The organism is Pseudomonadota bacterium (assembly GCA_022361155.1).
In the GTDB taxonomy this organism is placed as follows: domain Bacteria; phylum Myxococcota_A; class Polyangia; order Polyangiales; family JAKSBK01; genus JAKSBK01.
Window position 1 is genome coordinate 1 of the sequence record JAKSBK010000320.1, and the last position, 21698, is coordinate 21698.

Below are 21698 nucleotides of genomic sequence, written 5' to 3' on the forward strand. Positions count from 1 at the left end.
ACGGGCGCAGCCGGCGGGGCCGGAGCTGGCGCCGGAGCCGGCGGGGCCGGAGCTGGCGCCGGAGCCGGCGGGGCCGGAGCCGGCGGGGCCGCAGGCTTCGGTACCGACGACGACAAGCTGAAGGCCCGAGCCCTATGGGAACGCATGAAGAGCGACAGCTACCAGGACACCTGGGCGCCCTATCCCGGGATGGGCGATCCTGCTGATGGCGGTCGGCCCAAGCGCGTCCCGGACAGCGTGACGGCCCACCCGGATCCGGTCACGCACGTGCGCATTTTTCTCAACGACGTTGCGGACAGCAACCCCGAGCAGCTCGCCGACGGCGCGATCATCGCCAAGGAGAATTACACGGCGGATGACCCCAACATGTTTGATTCCATCACGGTGATGCAGAAGCTCAAGGACTACGATCCCGACAACAACGATTGGTTCTGGGCCAAGTTCGATCCCATGGGCGATTTGTTGATGAACGCTGCCGGAGTGGCGCTCGCAGGCAAGATAGGCAAGGGCGGCACCATGGGCTGCATACCCTGCCATCGAAGCACCGACGCAACAGGCAGCATGAACACAGGCGATCTCGTGGTCATCAACAACGAGCCCCTGCCGTTCGGCAACATGGCGGAGCGCGACGCCGCGGAGGCGCTCTGGACCGAAATGACACAAGGGGGCGGCTACACGCAAGCGCCATGGATGCCCTTCCCCGGCAAGCCCGGCTTTCAGGCCAGCGCCGCACCGCACGGCGCGTTCGTCAAGCTGTTTCTGAACGCCGAAGCCCTGAAGCGCCCCTTTGCGCCCGGGGACAATGCCATCGTCGTCAAGGAGAACTACACCGCCCAAATGGACACGGCGCTCGACTCGGTCACCGTCATGAAGAAGATGGCCGGCTACGACCCGGAAACGCAGGACTGGTTCTGGGCCAAGTACAGTCCGTCCGGCGCCATCCTGCGCAACCCGGCCGGGATTCCTTTGGCAGGCAAGATCGGCAAGGGTGGCAGCGCCGGCTGCGTGCCGTGCCATTCGGGTGCCGGCGACGGCGATTACTTCTTCACCAACGACGCCATCTTCATGGGCACGAACGTGCAGTGGACCGATGTGGCCATGGCCGACGGGCTGTGGTCCACGGACATGGCGAACTACCGCACGGCGTTTCCGCGCTGGCTCGGCCCGCCTGCGATGGCCGACTTCATGAACAGCCAGGCGCCTCACGGAACCTTTGTGCGGCTCTTTGTGAACGACGCTGCCAATACGAGCATCGCCGCACCTGCCAACGGTTCCATCATCGTCAAGGAGAACTTCTCGGCAGCGATGGAATCGGCGCTCGGAGCCATCACGGTCATGAAGAAGGTCCAGGGCTACGACCCAAGCGCAGGCGACTGGTTCTGGGCCAAGTACCTGCCGGACGGCAATCCCGAGTACGACCCAGCCACGGGCTCGCCCCGCATCGGCCGCTTCCCCGGCTGCATTGCCTGCCACGCGGGGGCTCCGCCGGCAGGGGCCACCGACTACGTGTTTCTGAACTGACCTGCCGTATTCAAGCCGACCGGTGCTCCAGGCCTTGATCGGCCGGCTGCTCCGAGACCATGAGGTGGCGAATACCCAAGCCTTCCTCTTCGAGGATGACCTGGCGACCCTCGCGCGTGTCCAGGCGAACGACGATGGGTGCTGCGAGGTTCACGCTTACAGGAGATCCATCCGCGGGGGCAGTCACCACGGCTGCCACGGCGAGCTCGCCTGCTCCGCAGCCGGCAGCCTTGCGCGCGGCTTCCACGGGGTAGTCGGGCCAGACCTCGATCGCATCCACGACGAGCAGCGACACCGTGGGATCGCGCTCGGAGACCAGCGCGCGGCAGTTGGTTCGCTCCGAGACTTCGCATAGAAAGAACCGCTTGTGCTCGTGCATGCCAAACAGCCCGTCAGGGAATACCAGGGCCTGCTCGCTCACGACCTCGCCCTCGAGCTGGCTCGAAAGCGCGCGGCGGTTTTCCTGCTCGATCCGCTCGACCAGCTCGGCCCGGTAGATGGGCATTTGGCGCGGCGCCCGAATGCCGAGACGCACGCGGTTACCGGCCACGCTGAGCACCGTGACCTCGATGTCTGAACCTATGGTGATGCGCTCGCCCTTGCGGCGCGTCAGGCTCAGCATGAGCTAGTCTCCGCCGACCAGGCCGGGCAGCGGTAGTCTGCTCGCGACCGCCACGGCGACCTGCAGGGCTTGCTCGGCCTTGGCAAGCTGCGAAAACGCCTGCATCACGTCGGCTTCGGTCAGCTCGGCACGCTCTGCGACCGATCGATCGTGCACTCGCTCCAGCGCGGCGCGCGCCCCCTCGAACAGGTTCACCGAGTTGCCGAGCTCGCCGCGAGCCTGCTGAACCTGATCGTGTCCGGCCTCGAGCCGATCGAGGGTAGCCTGGACCCCGCCAACGTCGTCGCCCTCGAGGGCGGCACGCAGGTCCTGCATCACCTGCATGATGTCGGTCCCGGAGCCGATGCCGAACACGCGAGCCCCTGACACGCCCTCGGCGATGCGCAGCCCGGTGGAGACCTCGAGCTCGCGCACGTTGCCGTCGCCGCTGTAGGTCCCGGCAGCGTCGAACGGAGGAGCGTCGTCGTTGTAGCCGGCAAAGACGTAGCCCGAGCTCGACTTGGTGTTGCCGAGCGAGATCAAGGCATCGCGCAAGGTGGCGACCTCGCGCGCGATCATGGCGCGGTTGTCGGCGTTTGCGGTTTCGGTGGCTCCCATTACCGCCAGCTCACGTGCGCGCGCAAGGATGCCGGAGGCCTCGTTCAGCGCCGAGTCGGCTACCTGCAGCCGGCTCAGTCCCGTGGTGACCGAGCGCGACAGGAGCTTGGCTCGGGAGGCTTCGCGCGTTGTTCGTCGCCCGAGCGCGGAGGCCAGCGGATCATCGGAGGGTTGGTTGACGCGCAAGCCCGTGGATACGCGCTCGAAGGCTTCGGCCGTCCGCTCGCGTGAACGGGAAAGCCGCTGCTCCACCAGTCGATTGATCACGGAATCAGAAACGCGCATGGCTTACCTCTTCAAGGTCATCAGCTCACCGAGCATCTCGTCGGCGAGCTGCACGACCCGTATCGATGCCTGATAGGCACGCTGGAAACGGCTCAACGAGATCATTTCCTCATCGAGCGAGACCCCGCTGAGGCTTTCCCGGAGCTGCGCCAGCTGCTCGTGCGAAGCCTCGCCGGCTTCGAGATCGTTGCGCGCCACCGAGACCTCTGTGCCCGCCGTAGCAATCAGAGCCGAGAGTGCCGTTGCAGCGGTGGCGGTGCCGCCTGCGGCAAAGGACACATCGGCCAGGTCCTGCAGCGCCAGGGCATTGCGGTTGTCACCGGGCAGTGCGGCTCGGTCCCGGGCCGCGGCAACGCGCTCGGGCTGGCCTGCCACGTCGGCTGCGACCTGCAGGCTCGAGGCCGCATCCGCAGCCGCGGCCAGGGGCTCGAACAGGTTGCGGTTGCCGGCCGCGTCCAGCCCAACGCCAGCGCGATGGGTGGTGTTGTAGTTTTCGGCGATGTCGAATGCCAGCTGATCCAACGCCGCTCTGGCGCGGCCGAGCGCGCCATCGCGGGCTTGGATCACACCGCCGATGGAGCCGCCATCCACCAGCGCGCTGACATCCATGCCAGCGCCCGCGGCCACGCGGAAGATGCGCACATCACCCGTCGTCGCGTCGGTCCGCGCCTCCAGGGCGTGCAGCTCGCCGTCCGAGGTCACGAGCGGCATCGAGCCCGAAAGCAGCACCGAGATGCTGGCGCCGCTGCCTTCGATGACCTTGACGGGAACGAAGTCGGCGACTTCGCGCAGCAGCTGGTCGCGGCGATCCCGCAGGTCGCTCGCTTCTTCGCCGCCCACCTCGACCCGGCCGATCTGCTTGCCCAGGTCACCGATCTGGCGCAGCTTCTCGTTGACCTGATCGATCTCGAGCTGGATTCTGCTATTGGCGTCGTCGCGCGCGGTCGAGAGCGCCTGGGCGGCATCCCCGAAAGCCCTGCCTAGCTGCCCGGCGCGAGATAGCACCTCCTGGCGCGCGGCGTTTTCGCTCGGGAAGGCAGCCAGCTGCACCAGGCTCTCCTCGAATGCGTCCATCGCCCTGCCAAGACCACCGGCACTTTCCTGCAGCACCTGGTCGAGCACGCTCAGGGTACGCGTGCGAGCCGATGCGCTTCCAAGCTGCGTGCGCGCGTCGAGCAGGCGCTTTTCGACGAAACCGTCCACGATGCGGCGCGACCCGGCGGCGCGCACACCCGCCCCGCCCCGGGGCGGCGGCGGCAGTGCTTCGAGCCGCGCGCTGCGTCGCGAGTAGCCTTCGGTGGCCACGTTGGAGGCGTTGTGCGAAGCCACGTTCAGCCCCAGCGTGTTTGCCTGCAGGCCTGAGCGGCCAACCCCCAGCAGCCCGAACAACGACATCAGGCCGCTCCTCGAGAACGGCCGCGTGCCCCGGCGGGCGTGTCCTCGCGCGCGCCACGGGGTGTGTAGGCATCGGTTTCGGGCAGCGTCAGCGCGCGCAAGACACCGACCAAGTGACGCATGAGCTGCAGGTTCGCCCGCGCCTTCGCCGCCAGCTCGGGGAGCACGGTTGCGTCAAAACCGTGCCCGCGCAGCTCATCGACCAGCTCGCGCTTGTCCTTCTGAAGCGCCAGCAGCGCATCCAGGTCGGCGGCTACCGCGGCGTTGCGCTCCGCCTCGAGCAGGCTTCGAAAGCGTTGGATCTCGCGAGAGTCGCCGCGTGCACGATCATCCATCAGGCCTCCCCGAGCTCGCGCTCCTCCTGCAACATCCTCTCGGCGATGCGTTGATGGTCGACCTTGAAGCTGCCATCCAGTATGGCCCGCCGGAGCTTGTCGATGCGCTCGAGGTCGGGTTGCTCCGGCTCGCGCGCCTTGGACAGGGCGGCCGCCGCCGGCGAGAACCGCACCCGGTCGGTCTTGGCCGGCGGCGCGGCTTTGTTGCGCTCGGCCGGGGCCCTGTCGCCCTTCGGCGGCTTGAGCGGATTTGCACTGTTGGGACCTGTGATCTTCATGCGACTGCTCCCAACAATGACTTCGGGCGATGGATCCGTTTTCTTGAGCATTAGCCGTCCATTCGTGACGCGCCCGCCCCGGAGGTCAGGAGCTGCTCCCGGCCCTGCTTGCGCGCCATGTCATTAAGTTCAATAATTTCAATGCGATCCAGATCGCGTCTCGCTGACGGCCCCGATGGCCCCGGCGCGCGGGTCCAGGTTCTACGCAAAAGGCGCTGCGCCCCGTCGGGGCGCGCTTCCCACCCGTCGAACGTGACCTTCCATAATTCCCCATTTTTCCTGTAATCCGTTGAGTGGACCCGCTCCACGACCGCCATGTGTCCGGGGCGCCCGGCCCGGCCCGAGCCGGTCAGCAAAAAAGCCCGGCCCTGCTCCACGATGGCCCGATCCAGGGACTGTGCGGTCTTGCCGGTGACCACCTTGGCCCATCCCGATTGCAGCCGGCCATCGGCTGCATCCCTCGTCACGGCATCGGCGCCCGGGTAGCCCCAACCGTGGGCTCGCCCGGTGACCGGCACGCTGAAGCCCGCTCTGCGTGCCATCTCCAGTGCGAATAGGTTGCACTTGGTGTAACCGAGGTAGCCACGCGCGTCGCGTACGTTGAAGCGGGCCACACCGCCCGGCGCCTGGGTCTCGAGCGGGCTCGCAAGCTCCTCGGTGCTCAGCGCGGCGTCCTTGGCCCAGCGCTCGGATCGCTCGAGCAGGCGCGTGGCCACCTGCTGCAGTCGTCCGGCTCCGCCCGGGAGCACGGGCCCCGCGGGCTGCGATGCGACCAGAGATACCTGGTCGGCCTCGGTGCTGTTGCCTGGCGTATTCGAAAGGCTCGGGGTCCCCACCATACTGTCTCGGACCAGGGCGCCGAGCCCGATTCCTCCGGCCTTCGCCAGCTCGTCTGCCAGGGCCTGGTCGAAGATCCGCGTGTACTGCTGCGCCGACCGGCCTGCGCCAGCAAGACCGGTCCCTTGCGGAAGCGACTTGCGCAGCACATCGAGGAGCTGCTTGAGGAACAACGCTTCGAACCGCTCGGCGGCTTGCTCGACCTCGCGCGCATCGGAGCGGGGCTCGCCCAGCGCGTTGAGCATCTCAGGCTGACCGGCGACCACGCTCATTGCACCTCGATCTCGGCCTGCAGCGCGCCTGCCCTGCGCAAGGCCTGGAAAATCGCCAACAGGTCGCGGGGATCCGCGCCCAGTGCGTTGAGGGCGCTGACAAGCTCGGAGAGACTGGCGGTGGCCTTCAGGTGATGTAGCGAACCGCGTCCCTGCTCCACGGTCACTTCGCTGTTTGGCACCACTGCGGTGCCGCCCTGGCCCAACGGATTTGGCTGCGATACCAGGGGCTGCTCGGAGATCTCGACGGTCAGCCCGCCCTGTGCAATGGCAACCTCCGAAATGCGCACGCCGCCTCCGAGCACCACGGTGCCCGTGCGCTCGTCGATGACCACCTTGGCTGGCGCGTCGGGCTGCACCTCGAGCATTTGGATCGCGGCCACCAGCCCGACCGGATCGTTCTTGTGCGATTCCGGCACCTGCACGCGGATGGTCGCGCTGTCTTGGGCCGTGGCGGACTGCTCTCCGAACGCTTCCGAAATCGCGGCAACGATGCGGCGCGCGGTCACAAAGGAGGGCTGGCGCAGCGCGAAATAGACGACTTTGCTCGAGAGCTTGGGAGCCCGCACGCGCCGTTCGACGATGGCGCCTTGCGGCACGCTGCCGGCGGTCGTGACGTTCTTGCCGACCGACGAGCCGCTCGCGCCCGACGCCGAAAAGCCTCCCACGACCAACGGTCCCTGGGCCACGGCGTACACCTTGCGGTCTGCGCCGTAAAGCGGGGTTTGTAAGAGCGTCCCACCGAGCAAGCTGCGCGCATTGCCCATCGAGGAAACCGTCACGTCGATGCGTGTGCCGGGATTGGAGAACGGCGGGAGCGTCGCGGTGACCATGACCGCGGCCGCATTGCGTGTTTGGATGATCTTGGGATCGATCGTCGATCCCAAACGCCTGAGGAGCGCAGCCGTGCTCTGGATCGTGAAGCGGGCTTGAATCGTGTCTCCGGTCCCCTGCAGCCCCACCACCAGGCCGTAGCCGATCAACTGGTTGCTGCGCACGCCCTTGATGTCGCACAGGGCTTGAATCGTGGCTGCATGGGCTACGCCGGCCCCGCAGCCGAGGTAGAGGGCCAGCGCCATCAGCAGCCGTCTCAACGTTTCGGCGCTGCACATCGTGTGGCTCAAGCTCATGTTCCTACATCCTGCTCATCGAGCGCACCTGCCACCTCAGAAGGGGTTGATCGCAGCGAGCAAGCGCGTCAGCCAGCCGCGCTGTTGATTATCCGACAACACTCCACGACCGGTAAGCTCGATCTGCGCCTCCGCGATCAAACCGGAGCTTACCGAATTGTCCTCGCGAATGTCTTGCTGCCGAATGACGCCGGAAACGTAGATATGAAGCTCCTCTTCGTTGATCAGAAGCACCTTGGATCCTTCGACATAGAGATCCCCGTTGGGCAGCACCCTCTTCACGCGGACCCCGATGTCGGCCCGTACACGAGTGCCGCGCTGGGTGCTGCCGCTCCCGTCGAACTCCGACTCGCTCATCAGGTCGATGAGCTTGGTGCTGTCGAGGTCGGGATAGGTTCGCTGCAGGGCGGCGGTGAACCCGAACAGCTTGGGCATGCCGATGCCCAGCGACGACTCGCGCTGTGTCTGTGTCGACGCGTCACCCTGGGCGCTTGCGGCTTCGTCGATCCGAATCGTCACCAGATCACCTACGCGCCCGGCCCGGAAATCGGCAAAGAGCCCGCGCGTACCCTCGGACCACAGCGATCCCTCCGAAAGGGGGCGGTACGCGTCGTCGTACTTGCCCGGATCGAAGCTGCGCTGGCGCGGCGTGTGGGGACGGATGTGATTGGGGCCGCAGCCGAGCAGCGCAAGCAAGCACGTGGCGGTTACAAGCCGGAGCCTCATTGCAGCACCTGAACCGTGCTCGAGTCGAGCACCCTGGCCCGCAGCGATTTGTGGCTGGTCGTGACCACATGGATGAGGTCACCGACACGGCCATCCTGCTTGGCAAAGCCTGAAATGCTGGCCCGCACGTTGCCCACCACGGCCACGATCCGCAGCGCGCGACCGCTTGCTATGGTGGGCTCGGGGCAGGTGACGCTGACGGGCGCCACCATCTGCTTGTCGCGTCCGCCTGAGCTGAGCGTGAACGCAGCCCCGAGGCGTCCGCTGCGGCGCGGCGCTCGAGCCGTGGTGCGGACCGTTACCGGCCCGGCCGACAGGGTGAGCGGGGTGTGCACCTGGATCGAGTCCACCTTGCACGGTGACAGTGCACGCGCGAGCGCGGGACGCAGCAGGGCGCGCACTTCGCTTGGACTCAGCCGCTGGGCGGCACGCGTCACGCGGCGAGCCCTCGGGATCTGCAGTCCCTCGCTCGTGCGACCCGCAGCGCGCAACGCAGCCAAAACCTCCTGCCGGCGCACCACCCTGGTTGCACCGGGCAGGGGCGCGGGCCCGAGCTCGAGTCGGCCTAGCTCCGAGCCAGCCAGCACGGGGATCAGCTCCTCGAGCAGCACTCGATCGTGCAACTGCGCACTTGCCGGCCGGGCGCCCAGCAGCAGCGCCGCGGCCGTGGCGAGCACCAAGGCCCAGTGCTTCGGAGAAGCGGAGAGCATCGCGGATCAACAAAGCAGCAAGCGTGCCAGCGGGTTCAGGCCTCGACGGACCCCGGTCTCGAGCGCAGCACTCTTGGTGAAGCGAGCCCCCCCGCGAAAACTGGCAGCTCGAGGCGCGACGACACCCAACAAAACAACTGCAGGCCGGGCGCGCCGCCGTGCCGTGCCGGCAGCCGAAAAGCGCCAGGTTTCCGGCACAGGCGACAGAAGCTTGCCGGCAGGCTCGGTCCTTTGCGACGAGTGCAGCAAGGGGCGTTCGGCGTCCACATCTGCCGATAGGTAGGGCCTGCGCTCCTGAGGGCTTGCTTGTGCTAGGCTGGTGCCATAGCGGGTGACCTCCGTGCGCAATCCCGACCAGCACGCCGCGCTCAAGGCCTACAGGGAGCGCCTACGCTCGCAGCGCTGACCCGCGGTCACCGGCTTCGAGCCCGATCGGTCGAGGATCTGGATCACGAGCATGCAGCGCTTCGCCCTGGCCGACATCGCCCTCAAGCGTCCGATCACGGTGGCGATGACCCTGGTCGCGGTCGTCCTTGTCGGAACCATCGGTGTCTTTCGACTACCGCTCGCGTTCCTGCCGTCGGAAAGCGCTTCGCGGATCGAGGTCGAGATCGACGGCAGTCGCATCAGCCCCGAGATCGCAGAGCGTGAGATCGTGCGCCCGTTCGAGGAGGCGGTGGCAGGACTTCGCGACCTGCGGAGCATGAGCATCCGTGCGGGCTATCGCGGCGTGGACGCTGAGCTGGAGCTTGCTCCGGGTACCGACATCGACGAGCGCAAGCTCGAGCTTCGGGAGCGGCTTGACCGGTTGCGCGGGCGACTCCCCGACACCGTGGAGGACATCAGCATCAGCTCGTCCGCTGGCGCTCGAGACGAGCCCATGATGGTGCTTCGGATCGCGAGCGATCGCAAGCTCGAGCAGCAATACTACCTGCTTCAGAATCGCATCGTCCGCCCTCTGGAACGGGTTGACGGCGTCGCACGCATCGAGCTCCATGGTGCTCAACCGCACCGGATCGAAATCGCCGTCGATCTCGATGCGGTGGAGCGCGCGGGAGCGAGCTTCCCGGATTTGCGCCGGGCTGTTCGAGGCGCGCACCAGAGCCGTGGGCTCGGCGTTCTGAGGGGAGCGAGCCAATCGATGGGCGTGCGCACGCTCGGGGGCGCAGCCTCGGTCGCAGCATACGCGTCGATTCCCGTGCAGCGCGCTGCCAGGCTGTCGGGCGCGGGCCCCGCGGCGAGCCCTGCGGGCTCGGGCGGCAGCACGCAGGTCGCCGCCACGAATCCCGAGGAGGCGGGCGCGCCCGATCCGTCGCTCGCCACCCTGGGGCAGCTCGCCACCCTGGTCAAGCGGCCGCGCGAACGCCGGGGCGGCAGCCGTCTCGATGGGCGACCAGCCATCGGGATGTCGATCTACGCCTCCGCCGGAGCGGGCGTGGTGGACGTATCCCGTCGGGTTCGAAAAACGCTCGAGACCGTTCGGCAGGACCCGGAGCTTGGAGACGTGCACGTCATCGTGTTCCGGGATCAAGGCGAGGTGGTGCTGGAAACGCTGGCCGACCTGCGAGACACCGGCCTGTACGGGGGCGCCATCGGGCTGCTCGTGCTGTTCGCCTTTCTCCGCCGGACGACCAACACGTTCATTGCGGCGCTGTGCATCCCTATCAGCGTGCTTGCAACCTGCGGCGTCCTGTTCCTTCGAGGAGGAGAGCTCAATTGCATCGTCCTTTTGGGTCTGGTGCTGGGGGTGGGCATGCTGGTCGACAACGCCGTGGTGATCGTGGAGGCGATCCACCTTCAACGCCAGCGCGGTGCAGCTCCGATGGCCGCCGCCCGCGAGGGCGCACGCGAGGTGGGTCTGGCGACGATCGCCTCGACGCTTTCCAGTGTCATCGTGTTTCTGCCTCTGATCGTGAGCGGCCCCGAGGAACCGTTGAGCGCGTACCTGCGCCCCCTTGGAATAACGTTTGTCATCGCGCTTTTGGCGAGCCTGCTCGTTTCGCAGACGCTCGTGCCTTTGCTCTCGGGTCGTTTCGGGGGCAGCGGAAACCGACCCGCGCGGCACACCATCCTGGGCCCGCTCTCGCGTGCCTACGGCTCGGTCGTCGCTCGCACCATTCGTTACCCGCGCCTGGCGCTGTTGATCGGGCTGGCCATCGCGGCGACCACCTGGATTCCCCTGCGGGGGCTCAAGATCGAAATGGGAACGGAGAGGAAGTCGATCAGCATTCCGATTCGTATCGATATCCAAGGCGACGCCACACTCGAGGGGATCGTCGCCGAGGTCCTCGCGCTCGAACAGGCCGTGCTGCCCCGCAAGAAGGAGCTCGGGCTCAAGGCGCTCACCTGCCGCTATCGTTCCTGGTGGGCCTACTGCCAGGTCTATCCCGAGCAGATAGAAAACGAGGCGCAGATGTCCACCCTACAAGCTCGGCTGAGCCGGCTGCTGCCCGAGAGGCTAGGGGTGGAATACCACCTGGGCGACAGCGGGCGGCGCTGGTGGCGCAATCGCGACCCACGCGTGATCCGGTTTGCGGTTCGGGGTGAGGACATGGGCGTGGTGGCGCAGCTGACGCAGGAGCTGTATCAGCACCTGAAGCAAGTGCTTGCGCGCGGCGACGCGAACGACCCTGACGCCGGCGGCTACGACCGGATCGAGGGCCCGTTCAACGAGGGCGGGCGGGAGCTGTTTCTGCATCTCAGGCCGCAACGTCTGCAGGCGCTTGGGCTTCGCGCCGATCAGGTGGCCAGCGCGGTCTCGCTGGCGTTTCAGGGCGTGCCTGCAGGGCGAGTGCACGCGCAGGAGGGAGAGATCGCGGTGCGGCTCACGACCGGCAGGCTGACCGAGCGAGGTCCGGAGCTGCGGGCGTTGGAGCAGTTTCAGGTCCCGCTGCCTCGGGGCGGACATGTGCCCCTGCGATCGCTCGCGCATACCGAGCTGCGTCGCGCGCCCTGGTGGACGCAGCGCGAGGATCGCCAGACCGAGCTGCGGATGTCCGTGCGCTTCTTCGGCAGCGATCGGCGTGCCAACCGCAAAGCAGTCTTCGACGCCATCGAAGGCTTCGACTTCCCGCCAGGCTATTCTGCCGGCGCCGCCACGGCGCGCTGGGAACGCAAGGAAAAGCGGTCGGAAACCGAGATGCTCGTCAACCTCGTGCTGTGCCTGGTCCTCGTCTATGCGGTCATGGCCTCGCTGTTCGAGAGCTTCCTGCAGCCCATGGGGATCCTGATCACGTGCCTGCTGGGAGCGCTGGGCGCCCCCTGGGCGATGTGGGCCACGGGTACGACCCTGGATACGGTCGCTGTCGTCGGCCTGTTCATTCTGGTGGGCATCGTCGTCAACAACGGAATCATGCTGGTGGATAAGATCACGCAGCTTCGCGCCACGGGCATGCCGCGCTCGGAGGCCGTGCGCCGCGCCGGGCAAGATCGCTTGCGTCCTATCCTGATGACCGCTGCGACGACGGTCCTCGGGCTCGTACCCATGCTCTTGCATCACCCGACGCTGGCCGGCGTCTACTACCACTCGATCGCTATCATCATCGCCGGCGGTCTGCTCACCAGCACGTTCATCACATTGCTCTTTCTGCCTGCGACGTACGTGGTGTTTGAAGACCTAGCCCGCGAGACGCGCGGGGTGTGGCGTCGCGTGGCTGGAGGTTCGGTTTCGACCAACGGGTCGGATCGATCGTGGTGACCGCGCGGGCGAACTCGACAACCTACGGGCGCTTGCAAGTTCTCGCAGCAGGAGGTCGCGGACGCCTTCGATGCGCTCGTGCTTGCGGTTGAGGGCGAGAGCCGTTCCCGCCCGCGGCGTGCATATCGCCGGTGAACGCGAACGCATGCTTTTTTGGGGGGTACTGGGGACAACGGCTGTCGGTGATCAAACGGCCGGGGATTGGCTTGCGGCCCGTTGCGGCAGCGTCCAAACTGGGGCCATGTCGATTACACCTTGCGTCAAGACGCTGGATCCGCAGTACTACGTCGGGATACGGCGTGTCGCGAAACAACAAGACCTGAAGGCGGCGTATGCCGAGATCCTGCCGCGCGTGTTTCATTGGTTGAACGAGCGCGGGGTCACCGCCACGAGCCCACCGCTCACGGTCTATCACTTCGTGAACCAGGAGACCGGAGACTTCGACGTGCAGCCGGGCTTTCTCGTGGCCGAAGCAATGCAGGGCGAAGGCGACATCGGTTGCGGCCAAACCGCGGGCGGTGAGGTTCTTTGCGCAACCCACGTTGGACCGTACACCGGGCTGGCCGAAACCTGGCAGGCGCTTTTCGCCCACGCCAAGACGATCCGGCGCCCTGTCACCAGGAGCTCGTGGGAGATCTACATGAGCAATCCCGACAAAGTCGCGCCCGAGAAGCTGCGTACCGATATCTTCGTACCCATCGACCCCCCGCCAGTCAGCTAGCGTGTGCCGGTTCTCTTTGGGGGCTTGGGGCCGAGCAGGTAGGCTAACCCCACCGAGCCGAAGTACAGGAGGTTCAGCGGCGCGATCATCAACAGCTGCGAGCCCACATCCGGCGGGGTCAGCAGGGCGGACAGCACCGCGGACAGCACGACCCACCAGCGTCCGAAATGTAACAGCTGGCGCCAGTTGACGATGTGCGCAAGCGCCAAGAAGCTCACTACCACGGGTATTTCGAACACCACTCCGAAGGCCAGCAGCATCCGGGTCGAAAAGGTCAGGTACTCGGTGATCATGATCGTCGGTTGGATCCGGACGCCTTGACTGGGCAGCATTCCAGCGAAGCCGAGGAAGGTCTCGAAACCCATGGGAAAGACCACGAGGTAGCCGAAGAATGCGCCACCTCCAAAGCACACGGTGGAAGCCGCCACAAACGGTGCGGCGAGCCGCTTTTCGCGCAGATACAGCCCGGGGGAAACAAAGGCCCACAACTGCCAAAAAACCCACGGGCTCGCGATCAGCAGACCCACTACGACCGCGATCTTCAAGTAGGCCACCAGGGGATCGATGACGTTCGCAAAGTGGATCGTGGGCTCACCCAAGCCCAAACGCAGCCAGGCCGCTCTGAGCGGATCGATCAGGATCTCGAGCAAGCGCTCCTTGAAGAACCACGCGATCCCGGCGCTCGGTACCACCCCCAGCATCGCACGTATGAGCCTCATTCTGAGCTCGCCCAGGTGCTCGAAGACGCCCATTTGGACGTCGTCCTCGGGGAGCTGAGGGCGCATGCGCTCCTCGTCAGCCATCGGACGAGCCGCCGGGCGAGGGATCGTCACCTGCATCGGTGGCGGGGGGTGCATGCGCATGCCCCGACGAACCCCTACCAGGGTCGGGCACGCGAGCGGGACGGGGCGGAGCGGTCAACGAGGGTCTGGGTGGCGCGGCCCGCGCCGGGGACACAGGACCTGGTGGCGGCGACGCCGGCGGGGCGGAGCGGTGCTTGGCGGCCCCCGAATCTACACGGGTGTCCGCGTCGAAGACCTGGGTGTCTTCGTCGAAAACCTGCTCATGCGGGATCCGGGCCGGCCCAGCCTGCGCCGGCGCCTCGGTGTCAAGCTCGGTGGGGCCCTCGTGGCGGGCGACCGGGTCCTTTGGGGGCTCCGGGAGGGGAGGTGAGCGGGGCGGAGACGTGAGGTCATCCCGCATCAGCTCGTCCAGGGCGATCGCGCTACGCAGCTCGTCGCTGGCACGCCGGAACTGCCGCAGCGTCTTGCCGACCACCTTCATCATCGCGGGCAGCTTCTCGGGTCCCACGGCGACTATGAGAATAAGTGCGATAATCGCGAATTCGCCGAAGCCGATATTGAACATGACGCACCGCCGGGTGGTTCAGCGCCGATCGCTCCCGGCGAGGTTGGTCTAACACAGGGAGTGCCGAGGGGGGATCGCTACCTAGTGCCCGGTCGAAACTAGGCTAGTTGTGGGCCTCGGCCTGGGCCTCCGGCACGTCGCTCGTCGTCTCCCTCAGGTGTTCCGCCACGGCGCTCAGGCCGCGTACCTGCTGCTCTTGCTGTCGGCTCTGCTGCTGGATCTGGGTCATGGCGGCGAGTGTTTGCTCCGATCCCTTGGCCTGCTGGCGCTGAGACTGATGTAGCTGGTTGACCATATCGGAGATGTTCTCGATAGCTTGCGTGATCTGGCGCCCGCCACGCGACTGCTCCTGAGAGCTGCGTTCTACGTGCTGGGTAATGTGGCGCATTTTTTCCGCGCTCTTCATGATCAACTCGGAGCCACGAGCCTGCTCTGCGGTAGCCCCCGCCACCTGCTGCACGGTTTCAGCGATGCGGCTGATGGCGTCGGTGACCTGGCGTGACCCCTTCGCCTGCTCGACTGTTGCGCGCGCGATAGCGCGCACCATTCCTGTCGACTTCTGAGACGAGTCCAGGATCTTCTTGAGCGCCTGCTCGGCCTCCGCGGACACGTCCACACCTCTATCCACGGTCGTGGCGCCGCGTTCCACCGCCACGATCGCGTCTCGAGTAGCCTCCTGAATCCGCTTGATCAGATCGGCGATCTCCTTGGTCTTGTCGCCGGAACGCTCGGCCAGCTGCTTGATCTCGTCGGCGACGACCGCGAAGCCTTTGCCGTACTCACCCGCTTGTGCCGCGATGATGGCAGCGTTGAGTGCCAGAAGGTTCGTCTGCTCCGCCACGTCGTCGATGACCCTCAGTATGTCTCCGATCCGATCGATTTGGTCACCGAGCGACACGATGACTTCCACCGCCTCACGCGAAGATTCCTTGATGCGGTTGATTTCGTCGATCGTCCGCAGGATGGCGTCAGCCCCGCGCTCCGCGTCGGCGGCCACCTCTTCCGATAGGCGTGCCGTTTCGTTGGCGTTAGACTGGACCTGATCGATGGACACGTCCATTTCGTTCATGGAAGAGGACGTTTCCTCCGCCATGAGCGAGAGCGCATCGACGTTTCTTGCGACTTCCCGGATGCTGTAGGCCATCTCCTCGATGGAGGAGACCGTGTCGCGGACGCTCGTCGCCAAGTTCGCCATGTTCTCGGCGACTTCGTCGCTGGTCGCCTTCATCTCCAAGATGGACGAAGAGGACTCCTCTGCGCTCGACGCCAGCGTTTCGACGTGGCGCGAGACGTCGCGATGCTGCTCGGTCATCCGTCCAATCGACTCGGCCACCTGGTCGACTGCTTCGCCCTGCCGCTCGATCAAGGCCGCCAAAGCCTGCAGCTGGCTGGCGAGCTGCCGCTCTTCGCGTGTGACCTGCTGCAGGCGCTTGTGAGCCGTACCGAGCGCAGCTTCGGCCTTGCGCTCGGCCTCCATGCTCCGCTGCTTGAGACCGTCGATATGGCGCGCGATCCGTATAAGCACGTCCAGGATCTCCGCCACCTGGGCCGGCACGTCGGCGGCCTGGGCCGGGAGCTCGCCGTCGCTGACCGCGTCGGTCGCCCGGCGCAGCAAGCGCAGGGCGTTTTCCGCCTCGTGCGAGCGCTGCTCGAAACCGCGTTCCCGTTTGCTCAGGGAGGCGAGCAGACGGGTCAGATCCTCGAGCACCGCCAGCAGCTGCGGCGAGGCGTCGGCGGGAGCGACCGGTGGCTCACCTCGTTGCACGAGATCGATGGCTTCGCGCACAACCTGCAGCTCGTAGTGCAGGTTGGCGCCGGCAAGCACGACCAGAAATGCGGCGATCGTGGACAGCGCAACCACGGACAGGGCCGCGGGCTGCGCCATCGGAGCGAAGACGGCCAGCGCAGCACCGACCCCGAAGACTCCGAGGCCGGCGAGGAGCGTCTTGCTCTTCAGCAGGTACCTGGCCATCCGTTAGGACCCGCCACACAACGACCTGTGCAGATCGCTGGGGACCGGGCGTCGCCGGCAAGGCGCGACGGCGAGGAATACTGCGGGTATTTCTAGGAGGAGCAACACAGCCAGCGGTGTTTGGAGCCCGAATACCGATCCAGGACACTGGCCATGCAGCTTCCGGATCCGGCTAGAAGGGTAACTTTGTCGCCTGCACGCAGGCAAGTGCGAGATGGACCAGCGCGCACCGGGGAGCAACAGGCTTTTGGTGAGCAGAGCAGGCAGGCTCGACACCGGGCTTGGTGTGTCGCCGATATGCTGAACATAAAGCTAGCATCATGGCATCCAGCGTCGAGCTCATGCCGCAACCAGCGACTCGGGCATGAGCACGGCGGGTGCAGAAACCACGATCGGTTGATCCGCAAGCAATGCCAGCAGCAGCTCGTGCGCTCTGGCGTTCGGGCCTGCGAAGCGCGCCAGCGCTCGCGCGGCAGCCCGCGCGGACGGCATGCGCTGCGCTCGGTCACGTGTAAGCAGGGTGGCCGCGGCCCGCGCGAACTCCGGGTCCACGTTGGGAAGCATCTCAGCCAAACCCGGCACATCCTGGTGGATGATCCGCAACAACAGCTTCGTGACGTTGCCTCCTTCGAAGACGGGTCTGCCCGTCAACGCTTCGTGGATGACGAGCCCGAGCGAGAACAAGTCCGCGCGCCCGTCCACCTCGGGATCGCCGGAAGCTTGTTCGGGTGAGACGTAGCTCGGCGTGCCAAAGACCTTGCCGCGTTCGAGCTCGCGCTCCTCGTGGCTCGAGCGGCTGCTGGCACACACACCGAAGTCGATCAGATAGACGCGCACGCGCTTGTCGCCGTCGCGCTCGAGCACGATGTGCTCCGGTTTGACGTCACGGTGGGTGTAGCCAGCTACGTGCACGGCATGCAGTATCTCCGCCACCCGGGCAGCCAGCGCCGCGATCGTCGGCACGTCTGGAATCCGACCGCGCCGCAGGAGTGAAGCTAGGCTGCTACCGGTAAGCCGCGGCATCACCAAGAACGGCGAGCCGTCGGGCCTGCGATCGGCGGCGAGCGTTGTTGGCACTCCGGGGTGCGACACGGTCCGCCCTACCTCGGCCTCGCGCAAGAGCCGGCGTGAAAGCTCGGGCTGGCTGGCCACGGCACAACGCAGCATCTTGATGGCCACGGGCAACCCGTCCGCCAAGCGTTCGGCGGCATAAACGACCCCCGTGGCACCCGCTCCAATGCGCTCGCAGAGCCGGTAGCCCTTGATCCGATCGCGTTGCTGTTGCTCCGTACGCTCCGAGTGCATGGCGCGACTCGCTTCTACCTTCGGCCGGTTGGATCGCCGGGTCAAAAAAAGGGTGGCCGGGTTCGGCTAGCTGCACGGCGCGCTCGGCGGCAGTCCGAAAAAGCTGCGCAGCAGCTGGGCGTCTGCTGTCCGTGCCCCGGCGCTGTCGCGGGTCACGAGCGTGCGGGCGCGCTCGCACCCGGAACCCGCCAGCGCGCAGCCCAGTGTCCAGACACTGAACAGCGCGCGCTTGCGGTCGACTATCGGCACCACGTCCCGTCGCCTCACAGGGGTGAGTCCCACGCCGCGCGCTCCCTGTTCCACTCGCTCTGGGTGACGGGCATCGGCGCACACGACGACCCGGCCCGCGGGCGACACCACGCGCGCGGCTGCCGACAGGTAGACCTCGATGCCGCCGCGCAGCTCGATTCTGGCTGCTGCCCGCTGCCGATCGGGAGACGCGGTGGCGGTTCCGGGAGGCCAGTACGGCGGCGTGCCCGTGACCAGATCGAAGCGTCCCAGGGCAAGCGGGTCCACGCAGGTGCGCAGATCGCCCTGGATGAGCCGGCAGCGTCCCGACAGGTTGTTGCGGGCTACGTTACGCTCGGCGAGGCGGAAGGACACCGGCTCGGCCTCCACGCCGACGAAGTGAGCTCGCGGCATGCGGTAGGCAAGCATGTGCAGCACCGAACCAACGCCGCAGCCAAGGTCGAGGCAGTGCAGCGCCTCGGGTAGTGCCAGGGCCGCCTCCCAGGCCGTGGCAACGTCGTCCAAGGAATAGCGATGGCCGCGCCGACGTTGCCACAGCCGGAATTCTCCGGCCACGGCGTCGTCGGTCAGCTCGTCCAGGTGGTCTCCAGCCGGGTGCCCGGACGTGATCAAATTCGATACCATGGGATGTCAGCGTGGCTTGTGCCACACGAAGCAGCTAAGGTCAACGGAGATGAGCAGCGACGATTCCGGGCCCTCCCCTCCAGACGATAGACCCAGGCGACGCAAGGCCCCGCTGGAAATCGAGCTCGAAAACCTCGGCCTCAAGGATGCCGATTCCGAGGAATCAAGCATGTTCCCTTGGGATCAAGGGGCGGACGCTCTTCCGGAGCAGCGCAACTCTCAACCCGTCCCTCGGGCACGACGTGTCGGCAGCGGGGCGCCGCCGGCGAGCCATGAGCCCACAGCGGATCGTTGGCCGAGCCAGCTCGATATCCCGAAAGCGCCTCGGACGCCCAGCGTGAGCTGGCCACCCGCGATGGATGCGTCGAGCCCACCGCCGGCGGCACCGGAGCAAACCGCTCGGCTTGCCCGCGCAGAGGCGGAGCTGGCGCACACGCGCCACGCGCTCGATGCGCTTCGCCCGCGCCTGGCGCGAAAGGAGGCGCAGCTGCGCGAGATCGAGGCCAAGTCGGTGCGGGATACGGGCGTGCTGCGAGCCCGGGTGGTCGACCTCGAAGCGAGGTTGGTCGAACACGAGGACGCGAGGCGCGAGGCGCGCGAGCTGCGAGCTGCCCTTGCCAAGCGTGACGCCCAGCTCGAGCGGCTCGAGCGGGAGCTCGTCGTGCTACGCGCGACAAAGCACGCGCGCGACAACGGCTCAGACACCAGCGGCTAGATGTCCTCTGCGGGAGTCATAAACCATTTCACCGGTTCCGAACGCCGCACGGCGCCGTCCACGCTCCTCGAATATGCTCTGCATGTCCTTCTGTCGCACGAACGCGCCGGGCGAAGCCCAGCCCTCAGCGATCTGGCCCATTACTCCCGCCGAGGACATCCAGTGTCCTTCGTAGTCGCACCAGCAGCGCGTCGGCCTCGACCTCGTCGCCCTCATTGACGGCGATTTCAGCGACGTTGCCCGCGCTGGCGGCGCGTAGCTCGTTCTGCATCTTCATGGCTTCCACCACGACCAAAGCCTGTCCCGGCTCAACGGGCTGACCGGTTCGGGTCAGCACCCTGACGACCCTGCCCGGCATCGGTGCCCGCAGCTCCGTCTGGGCGTGCAGCGTGTTGCGGCGCGCTCGGCCCGCCCCGCGCTGGGTCCGAACCTGCGCTCGCGCGCGCAAACCTTGACAGCAGACGCCGAGATCGTCAGCCCGGCCGCCCACCTGAACGTCGAATACCCTGGTACCGAAGCGTAGGCTTACTCCACCGGCTACCGGTACGGCCTCGGCGTCAAGAGGTTGGCCGTCGAGCCACACCCGCAGTGTACCGCTCGACAGCTCACGAACATCCACCTCCCGGCAGCGCCCCTCGATATGCACGAACAGCTTCATCGAACCGGCTATAGTCGCGCGTCCGGTTACTGCTTACTAGCCGGAAGCGGAAGTTTCACGTTAGCAAGAGGGATGCAGCGCGCGCTGGCCTACCTGGCTCGTCGTCCCGATCCGCTGACCAGTCTTGTGCTTACGGTTCCGGTCTTTCTCACCTACCACTTGGGCATCGTGTGGATCGATAGGCGTAACGGCGTGGATCTATTCACATCGCTCACGCTGGAGCTTCTCGACTACAGCCTGTGGGGCTACCTCGGGGCCACCCTGACCTACGCGGCAGGGCTTGTCGGAGCCGGGGCGCTGCTGCGCGAACGGGGCACGGCCCGGCCCGCGACGCTCCTGCCGGTGGTCGTGGAAAGCGCATGCTGGGCCCTGCTCATGCTGGGCCTGCTCGGCTGGGCGCTCGAGGGAATGGTGTCGTGGACTCCGAACGCGACTCCCTTGGGTCCGGTGGACAAAGTCGTCATGGCCGCGGGCGCGGGATTCCACGAAGAGGCCGTGTTCCGCGTGGCGTTGTTCTCGGGCGGAGCATTCGCTCTCGAGCGCGCTGGACGCATCCGGCGAGCCCACGCGTTCGCGATCGCAGCGATCGCATCGTCACTGGCCTTTTCCGCCATGCACCACGTGGGGGCGGCCGGCGATCCGTTCGGCTGGCACGCCTTTGCCTTCAGGACGCTGGCGGGTCTGTTCTTGAGCCTGCTCTACGGGCTTCGAGGGTTCGCGGTGGCAGTCTACACGCACGCCGCCTACGACGCCATGGTGTTCTTTGTCGTCGACTAGCGGCCGTCCATGCTAAAAATGGCAGGAGCCGCGGCCGGAGCTCGTGCGCAGCGGTTTCGCCGGTAGGAGGGCAACGACGATGGGCTTGCTACCTAGTGCCCGTTCCAAGACTCACTCCCGTCGCCTGGCTTGCGGCGCGAGGCCGTCTGCCACACCGTCTCACACTCGACCTTGCTCAATTCCAAGCTCGATCCCAGCCGCCCTCGCTGCGTTTCCTCGGTTCGTCGGCGCGCCGTCCGACCCCGCGGCGCTGCACCGTGCCCGGTCCGGAGTTTCGGGACGGGCACTACCTAGAAGATCGGACGTGGGGCAACTCGCGAGGGCCTTCGCCTGTCTGGCAGCGCTGTGCTGGTCGTACGGGTGTGCGCGCGAGGTGATACCCAACACACACGTCGAGGACACCACAAGAAACCGAAAGGTCCTCGAGTTTGTGGAAAACTACCGCCTTGCGGTGGAAGCACGCGACGCCGCCAGCCTTCTTGCGCTGACCTCGCGCAACTACTTCGACGACATGGGCACCCCCCGTGGCGACGACGACGTGGACTACGACACCCTGCGTGATGGGCTAGAGCGAATGAAGCACGAAGTGCTGGCTGCCCGCTACCAGATCTCCTACCGGGGGTTGACCTACCTGCCCGATCGCGTACTGGTCGATGTCCTTTACACTGGCTGGTTTCGTGTCAGCACGCCCGACGGCCCTCACTGGGAGCGGCGACTCGAGCCCCACAGGCTTGTCCTCGCCAGCGAGCAAGGCCAATACAAGCTGGTCTCCGGCATGTAGCCCGGGACCGCGTTGGCGCGCTTGGTGTGGATCCGGCGGCGATACTGGACTATGGGCCCGATTTGCCCATGCAACGAACCACGGATACGGGGGACCACGGATACAGGGGACAAGGTGAGCGAG

21 protein-coding genes and 1 pseudogene are annotated in these 21698 nt (G+C 66.5%); 6 read left to right on the forward strand and 16 right to left on the reverse strand.

Annotation, left to right across the window (positions count from 1 at the left end; all coding sequences use genetic code 11):
• Positions 1-1521 (forward strand): hypothetical protein (locus tag MJD61_12365; protein ID MCG8556062.1); only part of this gene is annotated, 1521 nt, incomplete at its 5' end.
• 10 nt (positions 1522-1531) lie between these two features.
• Here MJD61_12365 and MJD61_12370 read toward each other — a convergent pair.
• The 10 genes and pseudogenes from MJD61_12370 to MJD61_12415 all read right to left on the reverse strand — a co-directional run bounded on the left by MJD61_12370 (position 1532) and on the right by MJD61_12415 (position 8708).
• On the reverse strand, positions 1532-1900 hold the full coding sequence (locus MJD61_12370) for a flagellar assembly protein FliW (GenBank protein MCG8556063.1): 369 nt from the start codon (positions 1898-1900) through the stop codon (positions 1532-1534).
• An 81-nt stretch (positions 1901-1981) separates the two neighbouring features.
• Positions 1982-2143: pseudogene (csrA, locus tag MJD61_12375) on the reverse strand (carbon storage regulator CsrA).
• A 3-nt stretch (positions 2144-2146) separates the two neighbouring features.
• Complete coding sequence (gene flgL, locus MJD61_12380; GenBank protein ID MCG8556064.1) at positions 2147-3025, reverse strand: flagellar hook-associated protein FlgL; 879 nt, start codon at positions 3023-3025, stop codon at positions 2147-2149.
• Positions 3026-3028: 3 nt separating this feature from the next.
• On the reverse strand, positions 3029-4420 hold the full coding sequence (gene flgK, locus MJD61_12385; protein ID MCG8556065.1) for a flagellar hook-associated protein FlgK: 1392 nt from the start codon (positions 4418-4420) through the stop codon (positions 3029-3031).
• Complete coding sequence (locus MJD61_12390) at positions 4420-4755, reverse strand: hypothetical protein (GenBank protein MCG8556066.1); 336 nt, start codon at positions 4753-4755, stop codon at positions 4420-4422. The genes flgK and MJD61_12390 overlap by 1 nt, the downstream gene beginning before the upstream one ends.
• The gene (gene flgM, locus MJD61_12395; GenBank protein MCG8556067.1) at positions 4755-5033 is read right to left on the reverse strand and encodes a flagellar biosynthesis anti-sigma factor FlgM; all 279 of its coding nucleotides are present in this window, start codon (positions 5031-5033) and stop codon (positions 4755-4757) included. Before flgM ends, MJD61_12390 begins: the two co-directional genes overlap by 1 nt.
• A gap of 50 nt (positions 5034-5083) precedes the next feature.
• Positions 5084-6142 (reverse strand): rod-binding protein, encoded by a 1059-nt coding sequence (locus tag MJD61_12400; GenBank protein ID MCG8556068.1) that lies wholly within the window; start codon positions 6140-6142, stop codon positions 5084-5086.
• On the reverse strand, positions 6139-7272 hold the full coding sequence (locus MJD61_12405) for a flagellar basal body P-ring protein FlgI (GenBank protein MCG8556069.1): 1134 nt from the start codon (positions 7270-7272) through the stop codon (positions 6139-6141). The genes MJD61_12400 and MJD61_12405 overlap by 4 nt, the downstream gene beginning before the upstream one ends.
• A 36-nt stretch (positions 7273-7308) precedes the next feature.
• The gene (locus tag MJD61_12410; protein MCG8556070.1) at positions 7309-7998 is read right to left on the reverse strand and encodes a flagellar basal body L-ring protein FlgH; all 690 of its coding nucleotides are present in this window, start codon (positions 7996-7998) and stop codon (positions 7309-7311) included.
• Positions 7995-8708, reverse strand: a complete 714-nt coding sequence (locus MJD61_12415; protein ID MCG8556071.1) for a flagella basal body P-ring formation protein FlgA — start codon at positions 8706-8708, stop codon at positions 7995-7997. The genes MJD61_12410 and MJD61_12415 overlap by 4 nt, the downstream gene beginning before the upstream one ends.
• 457 nt (positions 8709-9165) lie before the next feature.
• On the opposite strand from MJD61_12415, the gene MJD61_12420 reads away from it, so the two are divergent.
• Both MJD61_12420 and MJD61_12425 read left to right on the forward strand, forming a co-directional pair.
• Complete coding sequence (locus tag MJD61_12420; protein ID MCG8556072.1) at positions 9166-12405, forward strand: efflux RND transporter permease subunit; 3240 nt, start codon at positions 9166-9168, stop codon at positions 12403-12405.
• Positions 12406-12646: 241 nt separating this feature from the next.
• Positions 12647-13126, forward strand: a complete 480-nt coding sequence (locus MJD61_12425) for a GyrI-like domain-containing protein (protein ID MCG8556073.1) — start codon at positions 12647-12649, stop codon at positions 13124-13126.
• Here the strand turns inward: MJD61_12425 and tatC are convergent.
• The 5 genes from tatC to MJD61_12450 form a co-directional block, all read right to left on the reverse strand.
• Positions 13123-13911, reverse strand: coding sequence for a twin-arginine translocase subunit TatC (tatC, locus tag MJD61_12430; GenBank protein MCG8556074.1), 789 nt, complete (start codon positions 13909-13911; stop codon positions 13123-13125). The two genes, MJD61_12425 and tatC, sit on opposite strands and share 4 nt — an antisense overlap.
• Positions 13912-13921: 10 nt before the next feature.
• Entirely contained in the window at positions 13922-14494 is a 573-nt protein-coding gene (locus MJD61_12435; GenBank protein ID MCG8556075.1) for a twin-arginine translocase TatA/TatE family subunit, read from the reverse strand.
• A gap of 103 nt (positions 14495-14597) precedes the next feature.
• Positions 14598-16466, reverse strand: a complete 1869-nt coding sequence (locus MJD61_12440) for a methyl-accepting chemotaxis protein (GenBank protein ID MCG8556076.1) — start codon at positions 16464-16466, stop codon at positions 14598-14600.
• Between the two features lie 339 nt (positions 16467-16805).
• Entirely contained in the window at positions 16806-17771 is a 966-nt protein-coding gene (locus MJD61_12445; protein MCG8556077.1) for a serine/threonine protein kinase, read from the reverse strand.
• Between the two features lie 66 nt (positions 17772-17837).
• The gene (locus MJD61_12450; GenBank protein ID MCG8556078.1) at positions 17838-18644 is read right to left on the reverse strand and encodes a methyltransferase domain-containing protein; all 807 of its coding nucleotides are present in this window, start codon (positions 18642-18644) and stop codon (positions 17838-17840) included.
• 49 nt (positions 18645-18693) lie between these two features.
• On the opposite strand from MJD61_12450, the gene MJD61_12455 reads away from it, so the two are divergent.
• Positions 18694-19359, forward strand: coding sequence for a hypothetical protein (locus tag MJD61_12455; GenBank protein MCG8556079.1), 666 nt, complete (start codon positions 18694-18696; stop codon positions 19357-19359).
• A 124-nt stretch (positions 19360-19483) separates the two neighbouring features.
• On the opposite strand, the gene MJD61_12460 is transcribed toward MJD61_12455, so the two are convergent.
• Positions 19484-20017, reverse strand: a complete 534-nt coding sequence (locus tag MJD61_12460; protein MCG8556080.1) for a biotin/lipoyl-binding protein — start codon at positions 20015-20017, stop codon at positions 19484-19486.
• Between the two features lie 72 nt (positions 20018-20089).
• Here MJD61_12460 and MJD61_12465 point away from each other — a divergent pair, with 72 nt between their 5' ends.
• Both MJD61_12465 and MJD61_12470 read left to right on the forward strand, forming a co-directional pair.
• Positions 20090-20794, forward strand: coding sequence for a CPBP family glutamic-type intramembrane protease (locus MJD61_12465; protein MCG8556081.1), 705 nt, complete (start codon positions 20090-20092; stop codon positions 20792-20794).
• 304 nt (positions 20795-21098) lie between these two features.
• A complete protein-coding gene (locus MJD61_12470; protein MCG8556082.1) occupies positions 21099-21575 on the forward strand; it encodes a hypothetical protein in 477 nt (158 codons plus the stop codon).
• Positions 21576-21698: the final 123 nt, after the last annotated feature.